At 68.4% G+C, this 16,941-nt stretch carries 16 protein-coding genes and 1 pseudogene; 6 read left to right on the top strand and 11 right to left on the bottom strand.

Features of this window, described 5'->3' with window-relative positions; all coding sequences use genetic code 11:
• Nucleotides 1–133: 133 nt before the first annotated feature.
• From ACFY1U_RS38930 to ACFY1U_RS38890, 9 genes are all read right to left on the bottom strand, one after another.
• Nucleotides 134–1,117, bottom strand: a complete 984-nt coding sequence (locus ACFY1U_RS38930) for a TIM barrel protein (RefSeq protein ID WP_390698756.1) — start codon at nucleotides 1,115–1,117, stop codon at nucleotides 134–136.
• Nucleotides 1,118–1,147: 30 nt separating this feature from the next.
• Nucleotides 1,148–2,650: a CoA-acylating methylmalonate-semialdehyde dehydrogenase gene (locus ACFY1U_RS38925; protein WP_390698755.1), complete on the bottom strand. Its 1,503-nt coding sequence runs from the start codon at nucleotides 2,648–2,650 to the stop codon at nucleotides 1,148–1,150.
• A gap of 29 nt (nucleotides 2,651–2,679) precedes the next feature.
• Nucleotides 2,680–4,563 (bottom strand): 3D-(3,5/4)-trihydroxycyclohexane-1,2-dione acylhydrolase (decyclizing), encoded by a 1,884-nt coding sequence (gene iolD, locus ACFY1U_RS38920; protein WP_390698754.1) that lies wholly within the window; start codon nucleotides 4,561–4,563, stop codon nucleotides 2,680–2,682.
• The gene (iolB, locus tag ACFY1U_RS38915) at nucleotides 4,563–5,435 is read right to left on the bottom strand and encodes a 5-deoxy-glucuronate isomerase (RefSeq protein WP_390698753.1); all 873 of its coding nucleotides are present in this window, start codon (nucleotides 5,433–5,435) and stop codon (nucleotides 4,563–4,565) included. Before iolB ends, iolD begins: the two co-directional genes overlap by 1 nt.
• The gene (locus tag ACFY1U_RS38910; protein ID WP_390698752.1) at nucleotides 5,432–6,304 is read right to left on the bottom strand and encodes an aldolase; all 873 of its coding nucleotides are present in this window, start codon (nucleotides 6,302–6,304) and stop codon (nucleotides 5,432–5,434) included. The genes iolB and ACFY1U_RS38910 overlap by 4 nt, the downstream gene beginning before the upstream one ends.
• 4 nt (nucleotides 6,305–6,308) lie before the next feature.
• On the bottom strand, nucleotides 6,309–7,286 hold the full coding sequence (gene iolC / locus ACFY1U_RS38905; protein ID WP_390698751.1) for a 5-dehydro-2-deoxygluconokinase: 978 nt from the start codon (nucleotides 7,284–7,286) through the stop codon (nucleotides 6,309–6,311).
• A gap of 116 nt (nucleotides 7,287–7,402) precedes the next feature.
• Nucleotides 7,403–8,314 (bottom strand): ATP-binding cassette domain-containing protein, encoded by a 912-nt coding sequence (locus ACFY1U_RS38900; protein ID WP_351476461.1) that lies wholly within the window; start codon nucleotides 8,312–8,314, stop codon nucleotides 7,403–7,405.
• Nucleotides 8,315–8,319: 5 nt separating this feature from the next.
• Nucleotides 8,320–9,390 carry an ABC transporter permease gene (locus ACFY1U_RS38895; RefSeq protein ID WP_390698750.1) on the bottom strand — a complete coding sequence of 357 codons (1,071 nt, stop codon included), beginning with the start codon at nucleotides 9,388–9,390 and terminating at the stop codon, nucleotides 8,320–8,322.
• A 5-nt stretch (nucleotides 9,391–9,395) separates the two neighbouring features.
• Nucleotides 9,396–10,400, bottom strand: a complete 1,005-nt coding sequence (locus ACFY1U_RS38890; RefSeq protein ID WP_055705497.1) for a substrate-binding domain-containing protein — start codon at nucleotides 10,398–10,400, stop codon at nucleotides 9,396–9,398.
• A gap of 188 nt (nucleotides 10,401–10,588) precedes the next feature.
• On the opposite strand from ACFY1U_RS38890, the gene ACFY1U_RS38885 reads away from it, so the two are divergent.
• Nucleotides 10,589–11,050 (top strand): hypothetical protein, encoded by a 462-nt coding sequence (locus ACFY1U_RS38885; RefSeq protein WP_390698749.1) that lies wholly within the window; start codon nucleotides 10,589–10,591, stop codon nucleotides 11,048–11,050.
• A gap of 573 nt (nucleotides 11,051–11,623) precedes the next feature.
• Here ACFY1U_RS38885 and ACFY1U_RS38880 read toward each other — a convergent pair.
• Nucleotides 11,624–12,409: a hypothetical protein gene (locus tag ACFY1U_RS38880; protein WP_390698748.1), complete on the bottom strand. Its 786-nt coding sequence runs from the start codon at nucleotides 12,407–12,409 to the stop codon at nucleotides 11,624–11,626.
• Between the two features lie 433 nt (nucleotides 12,410–12,842).
• Here ACFY1U_RS38880 and ACFY1U_RS38875 point away from each other — a divergent pair, with 433 nt between their 5' ends.
• The 3 genes and pseudogenes from ACFY1U_RS38875 to ACFY1U_RS38865 all read left to right on the top strand — a co-directional run bounded on the left by ACFY1U_RS38875 (nucleotide 12,843) and on the right by ACFY1U_RS38865 (nucleotide 14,143).
• Entirely contained in the window at nucleotides 12,843–13,112 is a 270-nt protein-coding gene (locus ACFY1U_RS38875) for a helix-turn-helix transcriptional regulator (RefSeq protein WP_067259018.1), read from the top strand.
• A 152-nt stretch (nucleotides 13,113–13,264) separates the two neighbouring features.
• Nucleotides 13,265–13,645: pseudogene (locus ACFY1U_RS38870) on the top strand (DUF6083 domain-containing protein); the annotation flags it as partial.
• A 273-nt stretch (nucleotides 13,646–13,918) separates the two neighbouring features.
• Nucleotides 13,919–14,143, top strand: a complete 225-nt coding sequence (locus tag ACFY1U_RS38865) for a hypothetical protein (protein ID WP_324613864.1) — start codon at nucleotides 13,919–13,921, stop codon at nucleotides 14,141–14,143.
• A gap of 155 nt (nucleotides 14,144–14,298) precedes the next feature.
• Here the strand turns inward: ACFY1U_RS38865 and ACFY1U_RS38860 are convergent, their stop codons facing one another.
• On the bottom strand, nucleotides 14,299–14,871 hold the full coding sequence (locus tag ACFY1U_RS38860; protein ID WP_390698936.1) for a hypothetical protein: 573 nt from the start codon (nucleotides 14,869–14,871) through the stop codon (nucleotides 14,299–14,301).
• Here ACFY1U_RS38860 and ACFY1U_RS38855 point away from each other — a divergent pair.
• Nucleotides 14,764–16,176, top strand: a complete 1,413-nt coding sequence (locus tag ACFY1U_RS38855) for a UvrD-helicase domain-containing protein (RefSeq protein ID WP_390698747.1) — start codon at nucleotides 14,764–14,766, stop codon at nucleotides 16,174–16,176. The two genes, ACFY1U_RS38860 and ACFY1U_RS38855, sit on opposite strands and share 108 nt — an antisense overlap.
• A gap of 146 nt (nucleotides 16,177–16,322) precedes the next feature.
• Entirely contained in the window at nucleotides 16,323–16,919 is a 597-nt protein-coding gene (locus ACFY1U_RS38850) for an amidohydrolase family protein (protein WP_390698926.1), read from the top strand.
• Nucleotides 16,920–16,941: the final 22 nt, after the last annotated feature.

Here is a 16,941-nt window from a genome sequence, read left to right as displayed (position 1 = left end):
CGGTGGCCATGAAGCCTGTAACGTTCTAGCAATCTCGCGCGGAAGCCGTCAGCACCGCGTAGAAGCCCGCCACGGCGCGTCAACTGCGCCGGGGATCCCCATGGGCCGGCCACCGCGCGAGCCGGTGGCTTGGTTACTCGGGGGCTCTGCTCGGCCGCTCGTCGGCAGGGAGCGTCAGCCTCGGGCGTCGGGTGCCGGTCAGGCCGCAGCCGGCCAGGTGCTCGCGCGTGCTGACGGCGATGGGTAGCGGTACTTCGGGTGCGCAGGGGTAGAGGTCTTGTTCGACGATGACGAACAGCTCGGCGTCGAGGGTGGCGAGTGCGGTGACGATGTCGGCGGGGTTGGGCACGCCGGCGGGCGGGGAGACGCACACCCCGCGCTTGACGGCCTCGCCGAAGGAGAGGTTTTCGGCGGCGACCTGGGCCAGGACGGCGGGGTCCATCTGCTTGATGTGGACGTAGCCGACGCGTTCGCCGAAGCGGCGGATGAGGTCGAGGTTGTCGCCGCCGCCGTAGGCGACGTGGCCGGTGTCCAGGCAGAGGTTGGTGTAGCGGGGGTCGGACTCGTTCAGCAGCCGTTCGATCTCGGGCTGGGTCTGGATGTGGCTGTCGGCGTGCGGATGGATGACGAGGCGTACGTCGTACTCGTCGAGCAGCAGCTTGCCGAGCCGGTCGGCGGCCCTGCCGAAGCCCGCCCACTGTTCGGCGGTCAGCTCGGGCGACTCGGTGAACGCGCCCGTCTTCTCGTCCCGGAACATGGGCGGGATGAAGACGAGGTGGTGGGCGCCGGCGGCGGCGGTCAGGCCGGCGATCTGCCGGACGTGGGTGAGCATGTCGTCCCAGGCCTCGGGGCGGTGCAGCGCACCGAAGACGGTGCCGCCGGAGACCTGCAGGCCGCGGGCGTCGAGTTCGTCCTTGAGGCGCTGCGGGTCGGTGGGGAGGTAGCCGTAGGGGCCGAGCTCCAGCCACTCGTAGCCGGCCTGGGCGAGTTCGTCGAGGAAGCGGGTGTACGGCACCTGGTGCTCGTCCTCGGGGAACCAGACGCCCCACGAGTCGGGGGCCGACCCCAGGCAGAGGTTGCCCGCAGTGGTGCGGAAAGGAGGTGGCGCCGTTGCCATGGTGTGTCCTTCGGAGTGCGGCACGGAAACTTAGTTGGAGGTGGGGAAGTTGAAGCCCGCGCTGACCTGCTGCTTGGGCTGGGGCCAGCGGGTGGTGACGACCTTGGGGCGGGTGTAGAAGCGGATGCCTTCGGGGCCGTGGATGGGGGAGTCGCCGATGAGGGAGTCCTTCCAGCCGCCGAAGGAGTAGTAGGACATCGGGACGGGCACCGGTACGTTGATGCCGATCATGCCGACCTTGATGTGGCGCTGGAAGCGGCGGGCTGCTTCACCGGAGGCGGTGAACAGGGCGGTGCCGTTGCCGTAGGGGTTGGCGTTGATGACGTCGATCGCCTCGTCCAGGGTCTCGACTCGGAGGATCGCCAGCACCGGGCCGAAGAGTTCCTCCTTGTACGCCGCCATCTCGGTGGTGACGTGGTCCAGGAGGGAGGGGCCGGTGAAGAAGCCCTCGGCGTAGGCGGGGTCGTCGAGCTTGAGACCGCGGCCGTCGACGACGACGGTGGCGCCCTGGGTGGCGGCGACGCCGACCGCGCTCTCGACGCGCTCCTGGGCGGCCTTGGTGACCAGCGGCCCCATCTCGGTGCCGGGCTGGTCGCCGGGGCCGACCTTCACCTCGCGGGCCTTGCGCTCCAGCACCTGCACGAGTCCGTCGGCGGCGTCGCCGACGGCGACGGCGACCGAGACGGCCATGCAGCGCTCGCCGGCAGAGCCGTAGGCGCCGGCGGTGATGTGGTTGGCGGCGAACTCGAGGTCGGCGTCGGGCAGGACGACGGCGTGGTTCTTGGCGCCGCCCAGGGCCTGGACGCGCTTGCCGTGCGCGGTGGCCTGTTCGTGCACGTACTTGGCGATCGGCGTCGACCCGACGAAGGAGACGGCCTCGATGCCGGGGTGGGTGAGGATCGCGTCGACCGCGTCCTTGCCACCGTGCACCACGTTGAAGACACCGTCGGGCAGTCCGGCCTTCTTGTACAGCTCGGCGACGAAGTTCGCGGCCGACGGGTCGCGCTCACTCGGCTTCAGGATGAAGGTGTTGCCGGTGGCGATGGCCATGGGGTGCATCCACAGCGGCACCATCGCGGGGAAGTTGAACGGGGTGATGCCGGCGACGACGCCGAGGGGCTGGCGGAAGTTGTGCACATCCACGCCACGCGAGACCTGGTCGGAGAAGGAGCCCTTGAGGATGTCGCCGAGGCCGCAGGCGAACTCGACGACCTCGCGGCCCCGGGTGATCTCGCCGCGGGCGTCGTCGACGGTCTTGCCGTGCTCGGCGGAGATGATCCTGCCCAGCTCCTCCTCGTGCTCGAGGAGCAGCTGGCGGAAGGCGAACATCACCTGCGTGCGCTGGGTGAGCGACGATTCCGACCAGGTCTCGAAGGCGGCAGAGGCAGCCTGGACGGCCGCGTCCACGTCGGCCGCGCCGCCGAGGACGACCTGGGCCTGCTCGGCGCCGGTGGCCGGATTGAAGACCGGCTGGGTGGCTGTGGCGGTGCCCTGGACGGGAGCGCCGTTGATCCAGTGCTGGATGGTGGTCACGGTGCGGGTTTCCTTTGCGGGGACGGGACTTACAGGTAGTGGCGCTGGTTCTGCTTCTGAGCGGCGTACGTCTCGTAAGCGGAGCGCGTGGTGTCGAGGGCGGAGGTCTGGCTGACGGGGACGTCCCACCAGCCGTGGCCAGGCGGGTTGGGGCCGTAGAGGTCGGTCTCGACGTGGACGACGGTCGTGCGGGTGGCGGCCTTGGCCTTCTCCATCGCCGCCCGGAACTCCTCCACCGACGTGGCGTGCAGGACGTCCGCGCCGAGGGAGGAGGCGTTGGCGGCGAGGTCGACCGGGAGGACGTCGCCATCCAGTAGGCCCGAATCACCGTCGCGGAAGCGGTACTTGGTGCCGAAGCGCTGGCTGCCGAGTGACTCCGACAGCGAACCGATCGACGCGAAGCCGTGGTTCTGGACAAGCACGATGATGACCTTCAGTCCCTCGGAGACCATGGTGACGATCTCCTGGGCCATCATCAGGTACGAGCCGTCGCCGACCAGCACGACGACCTCGCGGGTCGGGTCGGCCATCTTGGCACCGGCACCGGCGGCGACCTCATATCCCATGCAGGAATAGGCGTATTCGACGTGGTAGGCCTTCGGGTCTCTGGCGCGCCACAGCTGCTGCAGGTCGCCGGGCATGGAGCCGGCAGCGTTGATGACCACGTCACGGTCGCCGAGGACCTCGTTCAGGGCGCCGAGGATCTGCGTTTGGGCGGGCAGATCACCGGTGTTCCGCTCGGGAGCAAAGCACTCGTCCTCGATCTGCCGCGTCCGGGCGATCAGCCGGCGGATGTGACGGCGGTAGGTCTCCTCGACCTCCCAGCCGTCCAGCGCTCCGGCGAGGGCCTGGATGCCGAGCCGGGCGTCGGCGACCAACGGCTCCGCCGAGTGCTTGACGGCGTCCAGGCGGGCCACGTTGAGGTTGACGAAGGCGACGTCCGGATTGCCGAAGCCGGTGTGGCTGGCGGTGGTGAAGTCGGAGTAGCGGGTGCCGATGCCGAGCACCACGTCCGCCTCGCGGGCGAGTTCGTTGGCGGCATACGAGCCGGTGGAGCCGATGCCGCCGGCGGCGTAGGGGTGGTCCCAGGGGACGGCGCCCTTGCCGGCGTGGGTGTCGGCGACCGGGACCCCGGTGGCTTCGGCGAACGCGCGCAGCACGGTCTCCGCACCGGAGTACACGGCACCGCCGCCCGCCACGATCAGCGGCTTGCGGGCATTGCGCAGCAGACGGGCGGCCCGCTCGACGGCGGCCGCCTCCGGCACCGGGCGGCCCACGTGCCACACCCGCCGCCGGAAGAACGACAGCGGCCAGTCGTACGCCTCGGCCTGCACGTCCTGCGGCAGCGCGAGGGTGACGGCCCCGGTCTCGACCGGGTCGGTCAGCACCCGCATGGCCGCGAGGGCGGCCGGGATGAGCTGCTCGGGGCGTGAGATGCGGTCGAAGTACTTGGATACGGCGCGGAAGGCGTCGTTGACGGTGACGTCGCCGCCGCGGGTGTCCTCCAGCTGTTGCAGCACCGGGTCGGCGGCGCGGGTGGCGAACATGTCAGAGGGCAGCAGCAGGACCGGCAGCCGGTTCGTGGTGGCCAGCGCCGCGCCGGTGATCATGTTGGTGGAGCCGGGGCCGGTGGAGGCGGTGCAGGCGAAGGTGGCCAGCCGGTCGCGCATTTTCGCGTAGGCGACGGAGGCGTGGACCATGCCCTGCTCGTTGCGGGCGAGGTAGTAGGGCAGGTCGGCCTCGCCGGTCGTGGCCGCCTGCAGCAGCGCCTGGCCGATGCCGGCCACGTTGCCGTGGCCGAAGATGCCCCACACCCCGGGGATGAGGCGCTGCTCCTGGCCGTCGCGCTCGCTGTACTGGTTCGCCAGGAAGCGCACCAGGGCCTGAGCCGTGGTCAGTCTGATCGTGTTCATCAGTGGTTCTCCTCGGCGCCGAACGGCAGCCGGTCATCGATGTCCTGGGCGTCCCAGGTCGAACGCACGCAGCCTTGGGCGGGGTCGTCGCAGATCAGCCAGGCACGGTCTGGGCCGGGACCGGCCATGACGTTGAGGTAGTAGAGGTCGTAGCCGGGCGCGGCGACGGACGGACCGTGCCAGCCGTGCGGGATCAGCACCGCGTCCCCGGAACGCGCCTCGGCCAGCACGTCGATCGGCCGCTCGTTGGTCCCGTACACCCGCTGATAGCCGAAGCCGCTCTCGCCGCCGGAGACCTCGAAGTAATAGATCTCCTCCAGCTCCGACTCCTGGCCGGGCCGGGCCTGGTCGTGCTTGTGCGGCGGATACGACGACCAGTTGCCGCCGGGTGTGAGGACCTCGCAGACCAGCAGCTGCTCGGCCTCGAAGGTACCCGGCAGGCAGTAGTTGTTCACCTGCCTTGAGCAGGCCCCGGCACCGCGCAGCTCCACGGGCACGTTCTCCTTGGACCCGTACCGGGCGGAGAGTGAGCTCCGCCCGGTACGGGCGCTGGGCAGTGCGAACCGGCCGCCGGCCGCACTGCTGATCAGGGCCTCCGACTCGCGGGGGAGGTAGGCGAAGTCGGTGACCGAGGCGAACACGCCTGTCCGACCGGTGAGTTCGAAGACGCTGTCGGCCGTGCTGACGGTGCAGGAGCCCGTCAGCGGCAGGACCAGGAACTCGGAGTCGCCGGTGGACACGGCGTGTGCCTCGCCAGGCCTGAGGGTCAGGATCCTCAGGCCGGAGTATCCCCAGCCCGCCGACTCCGGCGTGACCAGGAGGTCATAGGGGCCATCGGAAGAAGCCCCCGACGGCAGGTGGTACTTGCTCACAGCAGGCTCACCGCCTTGTCCACCGCACCGGCGACGTCACCGTTCGAGGGGTAGAGCAGAGACCGGCCCACGACGAGCCCCTGCGCGGTCGGCTGCTGCAACGCCTTGCCCCATGAGGCGAAGGCCGCGTCCGCGTCCTTGACCTCGCCGCCCAGCAGCAGCGCCGGGAGGGTGGAAGAGGCCAGCACCCGTCCCATGTCCTCCACCACCGGAAGCTTGAGCCAGGTGTAGGCGGTACGCCGGCCGAGCCCCGAGGCGATGGTGACGGACTTGACGACGGCATCGGTGGACAGATCGTTGCGGATCTTCCCGTCCTGCCAGGCGGACAGGAACGGCTCGACCATCGCGATGAGCTGACGGTCATTGAGCTCGTCGATCGCTCGGGCACTGTTCTCCAGGGCGACCGGTGTGGCGGGGTCGCCCAGCGCGATGCGGGTGAGCATCTTGCCGCCGTCGAAGCCCATCGCGGCGATCGTGGCGGCGTCGTAGCCGGTGAACCGGTCATCGATCTCGAACACCGACCCGGCCAGGCCCGCCCGGTTCATGGAGCCGAAGACGCTCTTGCCTTCCAGCACGCCGAGCAGCAGCAGGTCCTCGAGGATGTCCGCGGTTCCCAGGACACCGGTCACGCCGGGCCGTTCCAGCGCGGTGCACAGGCGCTCCAGCAGTTCGAACCGGTCCGCCATCGCATTCGGGTCCCCGCCGACGCCGTTGGCGCCGCGGGCAGGGTGGTCGGCGGCGATGATCATCGCCTTGCCGTGCTCGCCGAGCAGGGAGGGAGCCTTCACCCGGCGCGCAGCGGCGGCCGCGACGGCGCCGGGGTCGCCCACCCGGGCGTTCACGATCCGGCTCACATTCTCGGACAGCACGTCGTCACACCTCTTGCTGGGAGTCGTTGGTGGATGTTCCGGCCGCCTCGCCGAGCTTGGCGTCGACCTCGGCCTCGGTCGGCATCGCGTCGGAGCAGGAAAGTCGGCTCGCGACAATGGCGCCGGCGGCGTTGGCGAAGATCACGGTGCGGCGGGTGTCCCAGCCCGACAGCAGGCCGTGGCACAGCGCGCCGCCGAAGGCGTCTCCGGCGCCGAGCCCGTTGACGACCTCCACCGGAACCGGCGGGATCTCGGCGGTAGCACCGTCCCGGTCCATGGCCAGGACCCCCTTGGGGCCCTGCTTGACTATGGCCAGCTCCACTCCGGCGGCCAGTAGCGCCTTCGCCGCCGCATACGGCTCACGCTCACGGGTGGCCACCTCGCACTCGTCAAGGTTGCCCACAGCAACCGTCGTGTGCCGCAGGGCCTGCGCGTAGAACCCGCGCGCCTGGTTCGGGTCGGCCCAGAACATCGGCCGCCAGTCCAGGTCGAAGACCGTCGTCCCCGCCTTGCCCCGGTGAGCGAGGGCGGCCAACGTGGCCGAGCGGCTCGGTTCCTCGCTGAGCCCGGTACCTGTCACCCAGAGGACCGCCGCGTCCCGTACTGCCCCCAGGTCCAGCTCACCAGCGGTGATGTCCAGGTCGGGGGCCTTCGGGAGCCGGTAGAAGTACAGCGGGAAGTCATCCGGTGGGAAGATCTCGCAGAAGGTCACCGGCGTGGGTGCGATGTCCGACGTACCGACGAACCGGCTGTCGACGCCGTAGCTCTCCAGTGCCTGCCGGACGAAGTCCCCGAACGGGTCCCTGCCCGTCTTTGTGATCACAGCCGAGGAGTGCCCGTACCGGGACGCGGCCACCGCCACATTGGTCGGGCTACCCCCGAGATACTTGCCGAACGAGGTGACCTCCGCCAGCCCCACGCCGGTCTGAAGTGGATAGACATCCACTCCCACGCGGCCAATGGTCAGCACTTCGAACGGCATGACACTGATTTCCCTTCGCTCAGGAGACTCCGGGGGTGGAGAGGTGGACTCGGCGTCTCAGCCGGTTGCGCCCGTCGGTGGCGGAGACGTGTGGGCGGGGCCGGCCGCCACGGTTGTCAGGAGGCGGCTTCCTTGATGACTGCCACGGGTGCGGTGAGGTCGGCCTCTTCGGGGAGTTCCTCGACGTCGACGCCGCGGACCTGGGACAACTCGTGCTTGAGCGCGGCGAGTTCGGCGCCGCCCGCCATGTGGTTGGTCAGCTCCTCGAGCGTGATCTGGCTGCGCTCGGCGGAGAGTTCCATGGTGCCCAGGCGCAGCACGCTGAAGTGGTCGCCGACCATGTAGGCGTGGTGCGGGTTGTGGGTGATGAAGATGACCCCGAGTCCGCGGTCGCGGGCGGCGGCCACGTACTTGAGGACGACACCGGACTGCTTGACGCCGAGCGCGGCGGTGGGCTCGTCCAGGATGAGGACGCGGGCGCCGAAGTAGACGGCGCGGGCGATCGCGACACACTGGCGCTGGCCGCCGGACAGGGTGCCGATGGGCTGTTCGAGGTCGTCGAGGATGATGCCCATGTTGCGCAGTTCCTCGTCGGCGGTCTTCTTCATCGCCTCGATGTCCAGGCGGCGGATCGGCCAGGGGCCCTTGGTCATCTCGGAGCCCAGGAAGAAGTTGCGCCACACCGGCATCAGCGGGACCACGGCGAGGTCCTGGTAGACGGTCGCGATGCCCTTGTCCAACGCCTCGCGCGGGGTGGAGAAGCGCACCGGTTCGCCGTCGACGAGGAACTCGCCCTCGGTGTGCTGGTGCAGTCCGGAGATGATCTTGATGAGAGTGGACTTGCCGGCGCCGTTGTCGCCGAGCACACAGGTCACCTGGCCGGGATGCACCGTCAGGCTCACCCCGTGCAGGGCACGGATGTTGCCGTACGCCTTGCCCGCGTTGCGCAGTTCGACGACCGGGGAGTCCTTTTCGGGGGCCCTGTCCGCGAGGACAGCGCCGTGGGTGCCGGTTTCGTTGGTTGTCATTCGGGTCACCTCCGGGTCGCTGTGCGCTGGACCCACAGATTGATCAGGACGGCGCCAAGGAGCATCACGCCGAGGAAGGCCTTGAACCAGTCGGGGTTCCAGCCGGCGTAGACGATGCCCTGCTGCACCATGCCGAACATGAACGCGCCGAAGACCGGGCCGATCGCCGAGCCGTAGCCGCCGGTCAGCAGGCAGCCGCCGATCACCGCGCCGGAGATGTAGATCAGCTCGATGCCGACGCCCTCGCCGGACTGCACGGTGTTGAACGAGAACAGTTGGTGCATGCCGACGAACCAGGCGCCGACGCCGACCAGCATGAACAGCGAGATCTTCGTGAAGGCGACCGGAACGCCGACCGCGCGGGCCGACTCCTTGTTGCCGCCGACCGCGAAGATCCAGTTGCCGTACTTGGTGCGCAGCAGCACCCAGGTGGCGATCGCCGCGAACAGCAGCCACCAGAAGACGGTGATCTTCACCTGGACGCCGCCGATGTCGAAGCTGGAGGCGAAGACCTTCTTGGCCTGGTCGAAGCCGTCCATGTTGCTGATGTCGTCGGTGGCGACGTTCCCGGTGACCAGCTTGGTCACCGCGAGGTTGACGCCCTGCAGGATCAGGAAGGTGCCCAGCGTGACCAGGAAGCTGGGCAGGCCGGTCTTGACGACCATCCAGCCGTTGAAGAAGCCGATCGCCAGCGACGCGATCAGGGCGGCGATGACGCCGACCCAGACGTTCATGCTCAGCTGGTAGGCGGTCATGCTCGCGGTCAGCGCCGAGGTGATCACCCCGACGCCGGCCGACAGGTCGAACTCGCCGCCGATCATCAGCAGTGCCACCGGGACGGTCACGATGCCCAGGGTGGAGGACTGGTAGAGGATGTTCGCCATCGAGCTGGCGTCGCGCACCGGCGGCGCCGCGATCAGGAAGAACACGTAGACGGCCACGGCACCGAGGAAGACGCCCACGTCGGGGCGGGCCAACAGCCTTACGATCATGGACCGTTCGGCGCTGCGCCCGTCGGTGTCCTTGGGGCCGGGGGCCGGCGGTGAGGTCACCGCCGGCTCGGCATGCTGGGTCATGCTCGTCACCGGGTTCCCTTTGCGGCGAAGGCGGCGACCTTGTCGACGTTGGACTTGTCGACGAAGGCAGGGCCGGTCAGCACGGGCTGTTCACCGCCGCCGCTGTAGTTGCCGTTGTTCTTGTAGAGCCACAGCGCGTCGACGGCCAGGTAGCCCTGGAGGTAGGGCTGTTGGTCGACGGCGAACTGGATGGAGTTCTCCTGGATGGCCTTGATGAGGTCCTTGTTGAGGTCGAAGGTGGCGACCTTCGCCTTGCTGCCGGCGTCCGAGACCGACTGCGTGGCGGTCAGCGCGATCGGCGCGGCAAGCGTGACCACCTCGTCGATGGACTTGTCTGCCGAGAGCTTGGCGGTGATCGTCGACTTCACCGACGGCATGTCGGTTCCGTTGACGTAGAGGACGTCGGTCTTGCCGGAGAAGGTCTTCTTCACGCCGTCGCAGCGCTGGGTCAGGGCGATGTTGCCCTGTTCCTGGACGACGCAGACGGCGTGCTTGGCGCCGATGTCATTGAGCTTCTTGCCGAACGCCTCGCCCGCCACGGTCTCGTCCTGGCCGAAGTACTCCAGGAGGCCCAGACTCTTCCACTGGCTCAGGCCGGCGTTGAGGCCGGTCACGGGTATGCCGGCCTGCTCCGCCTTGGCCAGGACGGACTTCATGGCGTCCGGCTTGGCCAGCGTGACGGCAATGCCGTCGACCTTCTGGTCGATCGCGTTCTGCACCAGGTTGGCCTGGTTGCCCGCGTTGGGGTCGGCGGAGTAGATGAGCTTGATGTTGTCCTTGGCCGCGGCGGCCTCGGCGCCCTTGCGGACGGTGTCCCAGAAGGTGTCGCCGGGGGCCTGGTGGGTGACCAGCGCGACGGTCATGCGGGGCGTGGTGGCCTTGCCCGCCGACGCGCCGTTCGCGGTCTCCTCGGACTTCTTGCCGCCTGAGCTGCTGGAGCAGCCGGTGGCGAGAAGAGCGCCGGTGAGAACGGTGGCGGCCAGTGCGGCGGCTCTGTGGTGTCTGTGCATGTCCCTTGCACCTCGCTGTGCTGATCAGGGTGGGAATGGGGTTCCGGCCTCGGGAGGGCCGCGCCCGGCCGAGTGACGCGGGCGAGCGGTTGATGAGAACGCCGTGTGCGGCGGAACGTGTCGTCTGCGGCAGCCATCGGGTGTGGGCGGCTCGGCAGCCTCTAGAACGTGCTACTAGTACGTTCTAGATGCCCGTACTATCGAATGCCCTGTCGGCGGTGTCAAGAGGTTTGTCAGGACGTATCGACAATATGGACTGCCTGGCCGCCGACGTGATCTCGAGGATGTCGGGCGTGCGCTCCTCTTCATGCCGCTCGATCCGGCGTCCGGAAAGGACCGCGCTGACGGACGAAGCGTCAGTGGTGAACCTGATCGGCCATCTCGTCGAGCGCCGGCTGAAGCTGTCCCCCACTCTGACCCGGGATGTCGTGGTCGAGCGGAGCTACGGGTGCCGATGCCCAACGGGGTCGACCTGTCGGCCGATCTCCCGGCACCGCGATGCCTCCGATGACAACGGTGTCGGATCTTTCACGGACGGCGTCGCCAAGGTGGTTCAGCAGTGTGGTGCCCTCAACGGAGCACGAGGAGGCGCCGTCAAGGGTGACGATGCCGTATTCGTAGGTCTGGTCGGCGACTTCCGAGACATCTGAAATCACCCGGTAGCCAGCGGAGTGATTCACGGTCGCGCTGTCCTAGGAGGAGAGCGTCTGGGGCAGCGACAGCTTCTCCACGTGTGCCGGCCGTACCTGGAACATCACTTCGGCGCGGCTAACTGCAGGTGGTATCCGGTTATGACGCCCATTGCTCCAGCTCCGACAAGCAGTAGGTGGGGGACAGCGACGCGTCGTAGGGCACAGGTGTTCCTCTTTGTGGGTGAGAGGAAGAAACCCGGAGGCCAGCTCCGCGTGCGGCGCTGGCCTCCATGGCGGTTGGATTGACTTCAGAGGGTCATACGACGACGGTGCGGATCTGCTCACCGCGCCTCCAACGCTCGAATGGCGTCGTTCACCTCGTGCAGTGGTACGCGGCGCGTGACCATCGACGCGAGATCGAGGCGGCCTGTCTCCGCCAACTCCACGATCAGCGGAATGTCCGGCGGGAATTCGACGTTAGTCGATCAGGATCCCGCGTCGGCGCTGAGAGCGAGAGCGATGCCCCCGGCGCCTCGGCGCGGATGTTTGCGATATCGACGTTGCGTGTGACGGACCGTCGACGTCTGCCAGTCACCGACGAGTCGTTCCTTCGCATCCACGCTCGCCGGGCTCTGTCAGTGTCCAGTACAGATCTCCCGACGCCGGCTGCACGCTCCAGGAGCTGATGTGTCCTGCGGCCGTCAATTGGTCAAGTGCATCCGTGAAATCCGTTGCGGCCAGCCCGCACTCGCGTGCCAGCTGATCCACTTCAGCTGTTCCATGGGTGCTCTCGGGAGCGGTATGGGCCTTGATACACATGGCAATGAGCTGGGAAAACGGGGCGCAGTCCATGCGGATGCCGCAAGCGGCTCGCAGCGCCCAGTCTGCGGCAGCGAGCCGGTCGGGACGGGCCGGGCATTGGGCGAAGAGCCCGACGTCGAGGAGCTGGATGACTACAGCGCGTGCGCTGGAGTGCGACGTGGGCAGGGTTGCGCATAGCCATCGTGCCTGGTGGAGATCCCGCCAGGAATCCGTGGCAGGTTCCAATCGAAGGCTGCGCAGTACCCCGAGCGGCAAGCGGACTTGAGCCGAGTCGTTCATGCGCAAGGCGCATTGCAGGGCGATCAGTCGGGCGGCAGGTCCGGTCTCAGTCGGCAGCGCGGAGGCGAGGTAGTTGAGCATCTCCCGCACCCGGGTCTGCCTGTCCGGGCCTCTGGGGCTTCGGTGCTTTCGACGGATGTCCGCATGCGCCGGCGGCGTCGTCGCAGCGTTGATGAACGTGTCGGGAACGACGGCCGCTTGTGACGTGGCGGCGGCGCAGGCCGTGCACGCGTCCGCGAGGCGCCACAGCCGTCCGCCTCGCTCGCGTGCGAGCACGAGCCGGATGGGCCCACCACAGCCTCGATGGCGCGGGTGCCAGCTGCAGCCGCGCTCGTGGCACTGGCAGGTACGAAGGTGAGCAGGGAGGAGATCGCGGCGAGCGTGTCGTGCCAGGTGGGCCAGGAGCTCCGACCGAGCGGACGTGCCACTGAGCAGTCGGTCGCTGCGGGAGCACTGCTGGCATACGAGGATCGGTCCGCCGGGCTGCGGGCGCAGTTCCACGGTCCAGGCGCGCCGGACGCCGGGTCGCGTCGTGCAAAGCCTCATGGGGGGCGTGTTCCTCCCGTCATGTCTGCGCTGTACCCGCGGAGGGTGGGGTGGCCCGCACACGGTAGTGCAGACCTCTGCCCTTCACTTGATGGCGTCACCTGCAGAAATAGGGCAGAGGTCTGCACTGACAGGGCAGTGGTCTGCACCGTCGGATTGTCGGGTGACGATCCTCCCGCCCGACCCAGATTTCGAGGCGCTGCGTCTGGAGCTTGCGCGGCTGCGGGCGGCGCGCGGCTGGACCTATGACGAGCTCGCTGATCGAAGCGGCCTGGCCAGAAGGACCCTCATCGAGATCGAGCAGGGACGCACCATCGGCACTCTCAAGACCTGGCACGCCCTCGCCCATGCCTTGAGCACTCCGCTCGACGAGCTCTTCGGAGCCGTGTGTGAGGGGCACGAGCCCCCGGGGCCGACCGGCGCTGACCGTTGACTGGGAGGGCTCGCGCCAATCACCCGGACCGGCGAAGCGACACGAATCTCTGATCGACAACTCGAACGTGCGTTTCATGGAATGGGGCTGTTCGAGGGACCCTCCAGCCTCGGCGCTGTGGATGCGGCGAGTTGCCTGGCACCTTCGCACGCATGCGTTCTTCATCCACACCGCGGCACTGGGACGGCAGCCCCGCTGTCGCCTACCCCCGACGCTCACTGCGTATCGAGCACGACAGCCCCAGTCGGCTCCTCCGCTGCGCTCAGCGTGATCGCTGCCGAGAGTGCGGCAACCCGGTCGAGTGGTACCACCGCAGCTTTGCGCGGCCCGTCCGCCTGCACCCCCGGGAAGTGCCCGCGGCCGAGGTGCCCACCGCCTACCGTTGGCACGTAAGCTCTGGTGTCGCCCATCCGGCTGGCGATGGCAGAGCCTGGTGCCGCCTGGCTCACGCCCCAGTCTGTCCCGCTCGCGACGCTGCGCCCGAAGCCTCCGCGCTGGACGGGCTGCGCCGGGATCTGGCCCTGCACACACGCCGCCTGATTGACACCGGCGTGTTCACTCCAATGCCCCCTTCGAGCCGGCCAACGGCTCAACCGGACGGCTGCCAACCCGCCAGACCCGTAGTGCAGTTCCTGTATGTCGGCTACCTCGCTGCGCAACCTGTGGACGAAATCCAGTGCGTCGCGCAGACGCGGCGTCGCGACCGCTGCTCGCAGAGGCTGCTCACTGCGGACGGCCCCGTGGGCGTCTGGAGGCTGGTACCCGCTACGGCCACACGGGGGCAACTGGCCTTGCCCTGTGAGCTCATGGCTGTATATGACCTCACCGCCCTGCCTTACGCCGAGCAGCTGCGCTGGCGCATGCAGCGCTGTTCCACCCACACCGCAACCCAGTCAGCAGCGGACCTCGCGCTGGCCGACTGGGAGCCCTTCGACCCCATGCTCCACCGCGCGCACATCCACAACCGCCTGCCGAACCACGTCCGTCGTCCGCGCCCGACGCACCACGAGTATGGAACGGCTGGGTCGTGACCTCGCACGATGGCATTGAAATCCTGCTGACCAGGCCAGCCACCAATGGCGAGCTCCACCGAGCTCGTCGTACGGTGTCGCTCGCAGCGAACGCCGACCGCACCCGGTTGATGGCCGTTCAGCCGGCCAGGACGCCAGGCCGCGCGCTGCGGTCACTACGGCGACGGCTGCACCACCTTCTGCCCATCGATGCCCTGACCACCCACTACCCCGACCAGCACGGGCAGGTCCTTCTTAATCTCGAGTTCAGCCGTACCGCGCGAGCGGCGATCCGCCAGGCCGCGACCGCCAGAGGACAGCGGCCCGGAGACTTCGTCGCCCGGAGCGTGACCGCAGCCCTCGATCGGAACGAGAGAGAACGCTCCCTGCAACTGACGGCGCAACTCGAAGGCCTGCTCGCCCTCCACTCCTCCGAGGACGTACTGGCTTGCACAGCCGACATCCTGCTCCGTCGTCGTGATCCGGCCGTATCTGACGCGTACGCCGCTGGCCGCGCTGGACGGAGCCAGTCTCACGCGCACCCGAACCCTTAGCCCTTCTCCTCCGTGGAGCCCTTGTTGCACACGCCCACAGACGAACAGGCTCATGCTGTCGAAGCATTCCGAGAAGGCCATCACCTCGTGCTGCAGGCCGGCGCCGGCACAGGAAAGACCAGCACGCTGAGCCTGCTCGCCGCGAGTACCAAACGCCGAGGGCGCTACCTCGCCTTCAACAAAGACATCGCACACGACGCCTCCGCACGCTTCCCGCGATCCGTGATGTGCAAGACCGCCCACGCCACGGCCTACGCAGCCCTTGGCCACCGCTTCGCTCGCAGACTCAACAGCCCCCGCCAACCTGCGTGGAAGATCGGGCAGGCCCTCGGCATCACCTCTCCGGTCCGAATCGGAGATCACGAGATCAGCCACAGGACGTTGTCACACAGCGTCCTGCGCACGGTGACCCGCTTCTGCCACTCGGCTGATCGCACGCTGGCTTCTCACCACGTACCCGCGCTGCGCGGCCTGAGTGCGCCGGACGAACACGCCCGCCTCGCCGAGGTCGTGACGTCGTTCGCGGACAAGGCGTGGGGAGACCTGCAGAATCCCGAGCAGGGCGTGGTCCGTTTCGAGCATGACCACTACCTGAAGATGTGGGCTCTCACCGAACCAAAGATCGACGCCGACTTCCTCTTCCTCGACGAAGCACAGGACACCAACCCTGTCCTGGAACAGGTCTTCGCGGCTCAACGCGCCCACACCCAGCTGGTCATGGTCGGCGACTCCGCACAGGCGATCTACGGCTGGCGCGGAGCCCGGGACATCATGACAAGCTTCGACGCCACCCACCTCACCCTGACTCGATCCTTCCGCTTCGGCCCCCTCCTTGCCGAACAAGCCAACCGGTGGCTCGCGTTCACCGACGCGCCCATCCGACTGACAGGTACCGAGGCGGTCCCGACGAAGGTCGGTCTCGTCGCCTCTCCGGACGCGGTGCTGTGCCGCACCAACATCGGGGCCATGACCGAGGTCATGCGACTGCTGGCCGCCGGCCACCGCGTCGCGCTGACGCGGGGAGGGCATACGCTCGTCGCGCTGGCGCTGGCTGCACGGGACCTCAAAGACGGCCGTCGCACCGCCCACCCAGAACTCGTTCTCTTCGCCTCCTGGGGTGAGCTGCAGGAGTACGCGGATCACGATCCGGCCGGCCGTGATCTGCAGCCTTTCGTAGAACTTGTCGACCAGCACGGACCCGAGGCCATCATCACCGCGGTCCACGCACTGACCGACGAGGACAAGGCCGACGTCACGGTCTCCACGGCCCACAAGGCCAAAGGCCGGGAATGGCCCACCGTCAAGATCGCCGATGACTTCCCCCCGCCCCCGGACAGCGATCAACACGACGACCGTGGTCGCCCGATCTCGGAACCCGTGAGTGAAACGGACGCCCGCCTCGCCTACGTTGCCGTGACACGTGCCCGCAGTCGGCTCGATCTCGGTGGTCTTGCATGGATCGACCTCATTCCAGCCGCCTCGGACGGAGTGGTTCAGTGAGCGGAGGCGACCGGCGGGGCGGTAGCTTCGGCCGCGGGGAGTGCGGGGGTATCGAGTTTCCTGTGCGAGGGTCTCGGGGAGCACAGCGACGACGGCGATGCCGTGGGCGCTTCCCGTGAACATGCCTCGGCACGGACAACTCCTACCTGCTCCAGGCCTTCGGCAAGACGTCGGGGCCCTCTCTGCGGCGTGGCCGTCGTAGACCCCGGACGTCGGGGGAGCTCGACCGGCTCGTGGAGACGGGTGCGTGCGGGATCCGCCTCAACCTGATCAGCGGCCCGGTGCCCCCGCTGGAAGACCGGCTCTGGCAGCGACTGGTGCACGAAATCGCCGCCCCTGGACTCCACTTGGAAGTCCAGGGACAGCAACGCCAGTGGGAGGAGCTGGAACCCTGGCTGCTCGGCTGGCCCGGCGCGGTGGTTGTCGATCATCGGGGGCTGCCGGCGGCCTTGTCTCTGCCCTACCCCGGATGCGCTGCGCTCTCCCGCCTGCTGGCCGGACAGTATGTGTGGGCGAAGGCGGCCGTGCCTTGTCGTGCAAATGGCCGTGCCTACAGCACCCCGACCTGGCTCACGGCGGAACTCAACCCCACCGAAGCCCTGCGGATACTGTGCGCCAACCCAGCGCGACTGTTTGCTTGGACGCCCTTTCGTCGCGCGGGCCGACCGATGACGTACAGGGCCGCACTCAGGCACGGCCGAGCAGGGGGGCCGCCTTCCACGGCCAGGGCCGGCGAACGGTGACGGCCGAGCTGACGTTTCCGAG

Source organism: Streptomyces sp. NPDC001351, from assembly GCF_042896045.1.
In the GTDB taxonomy this organism is placed as follows: domain Bacteria; phylum Actinomycetota; class Actinomycetes; order Streptomycetales; family Streptomycetaceae; genus Streptomyces.
This window is presented reverse-complemented; position numbering and strand designations above follow the sequence as displayed.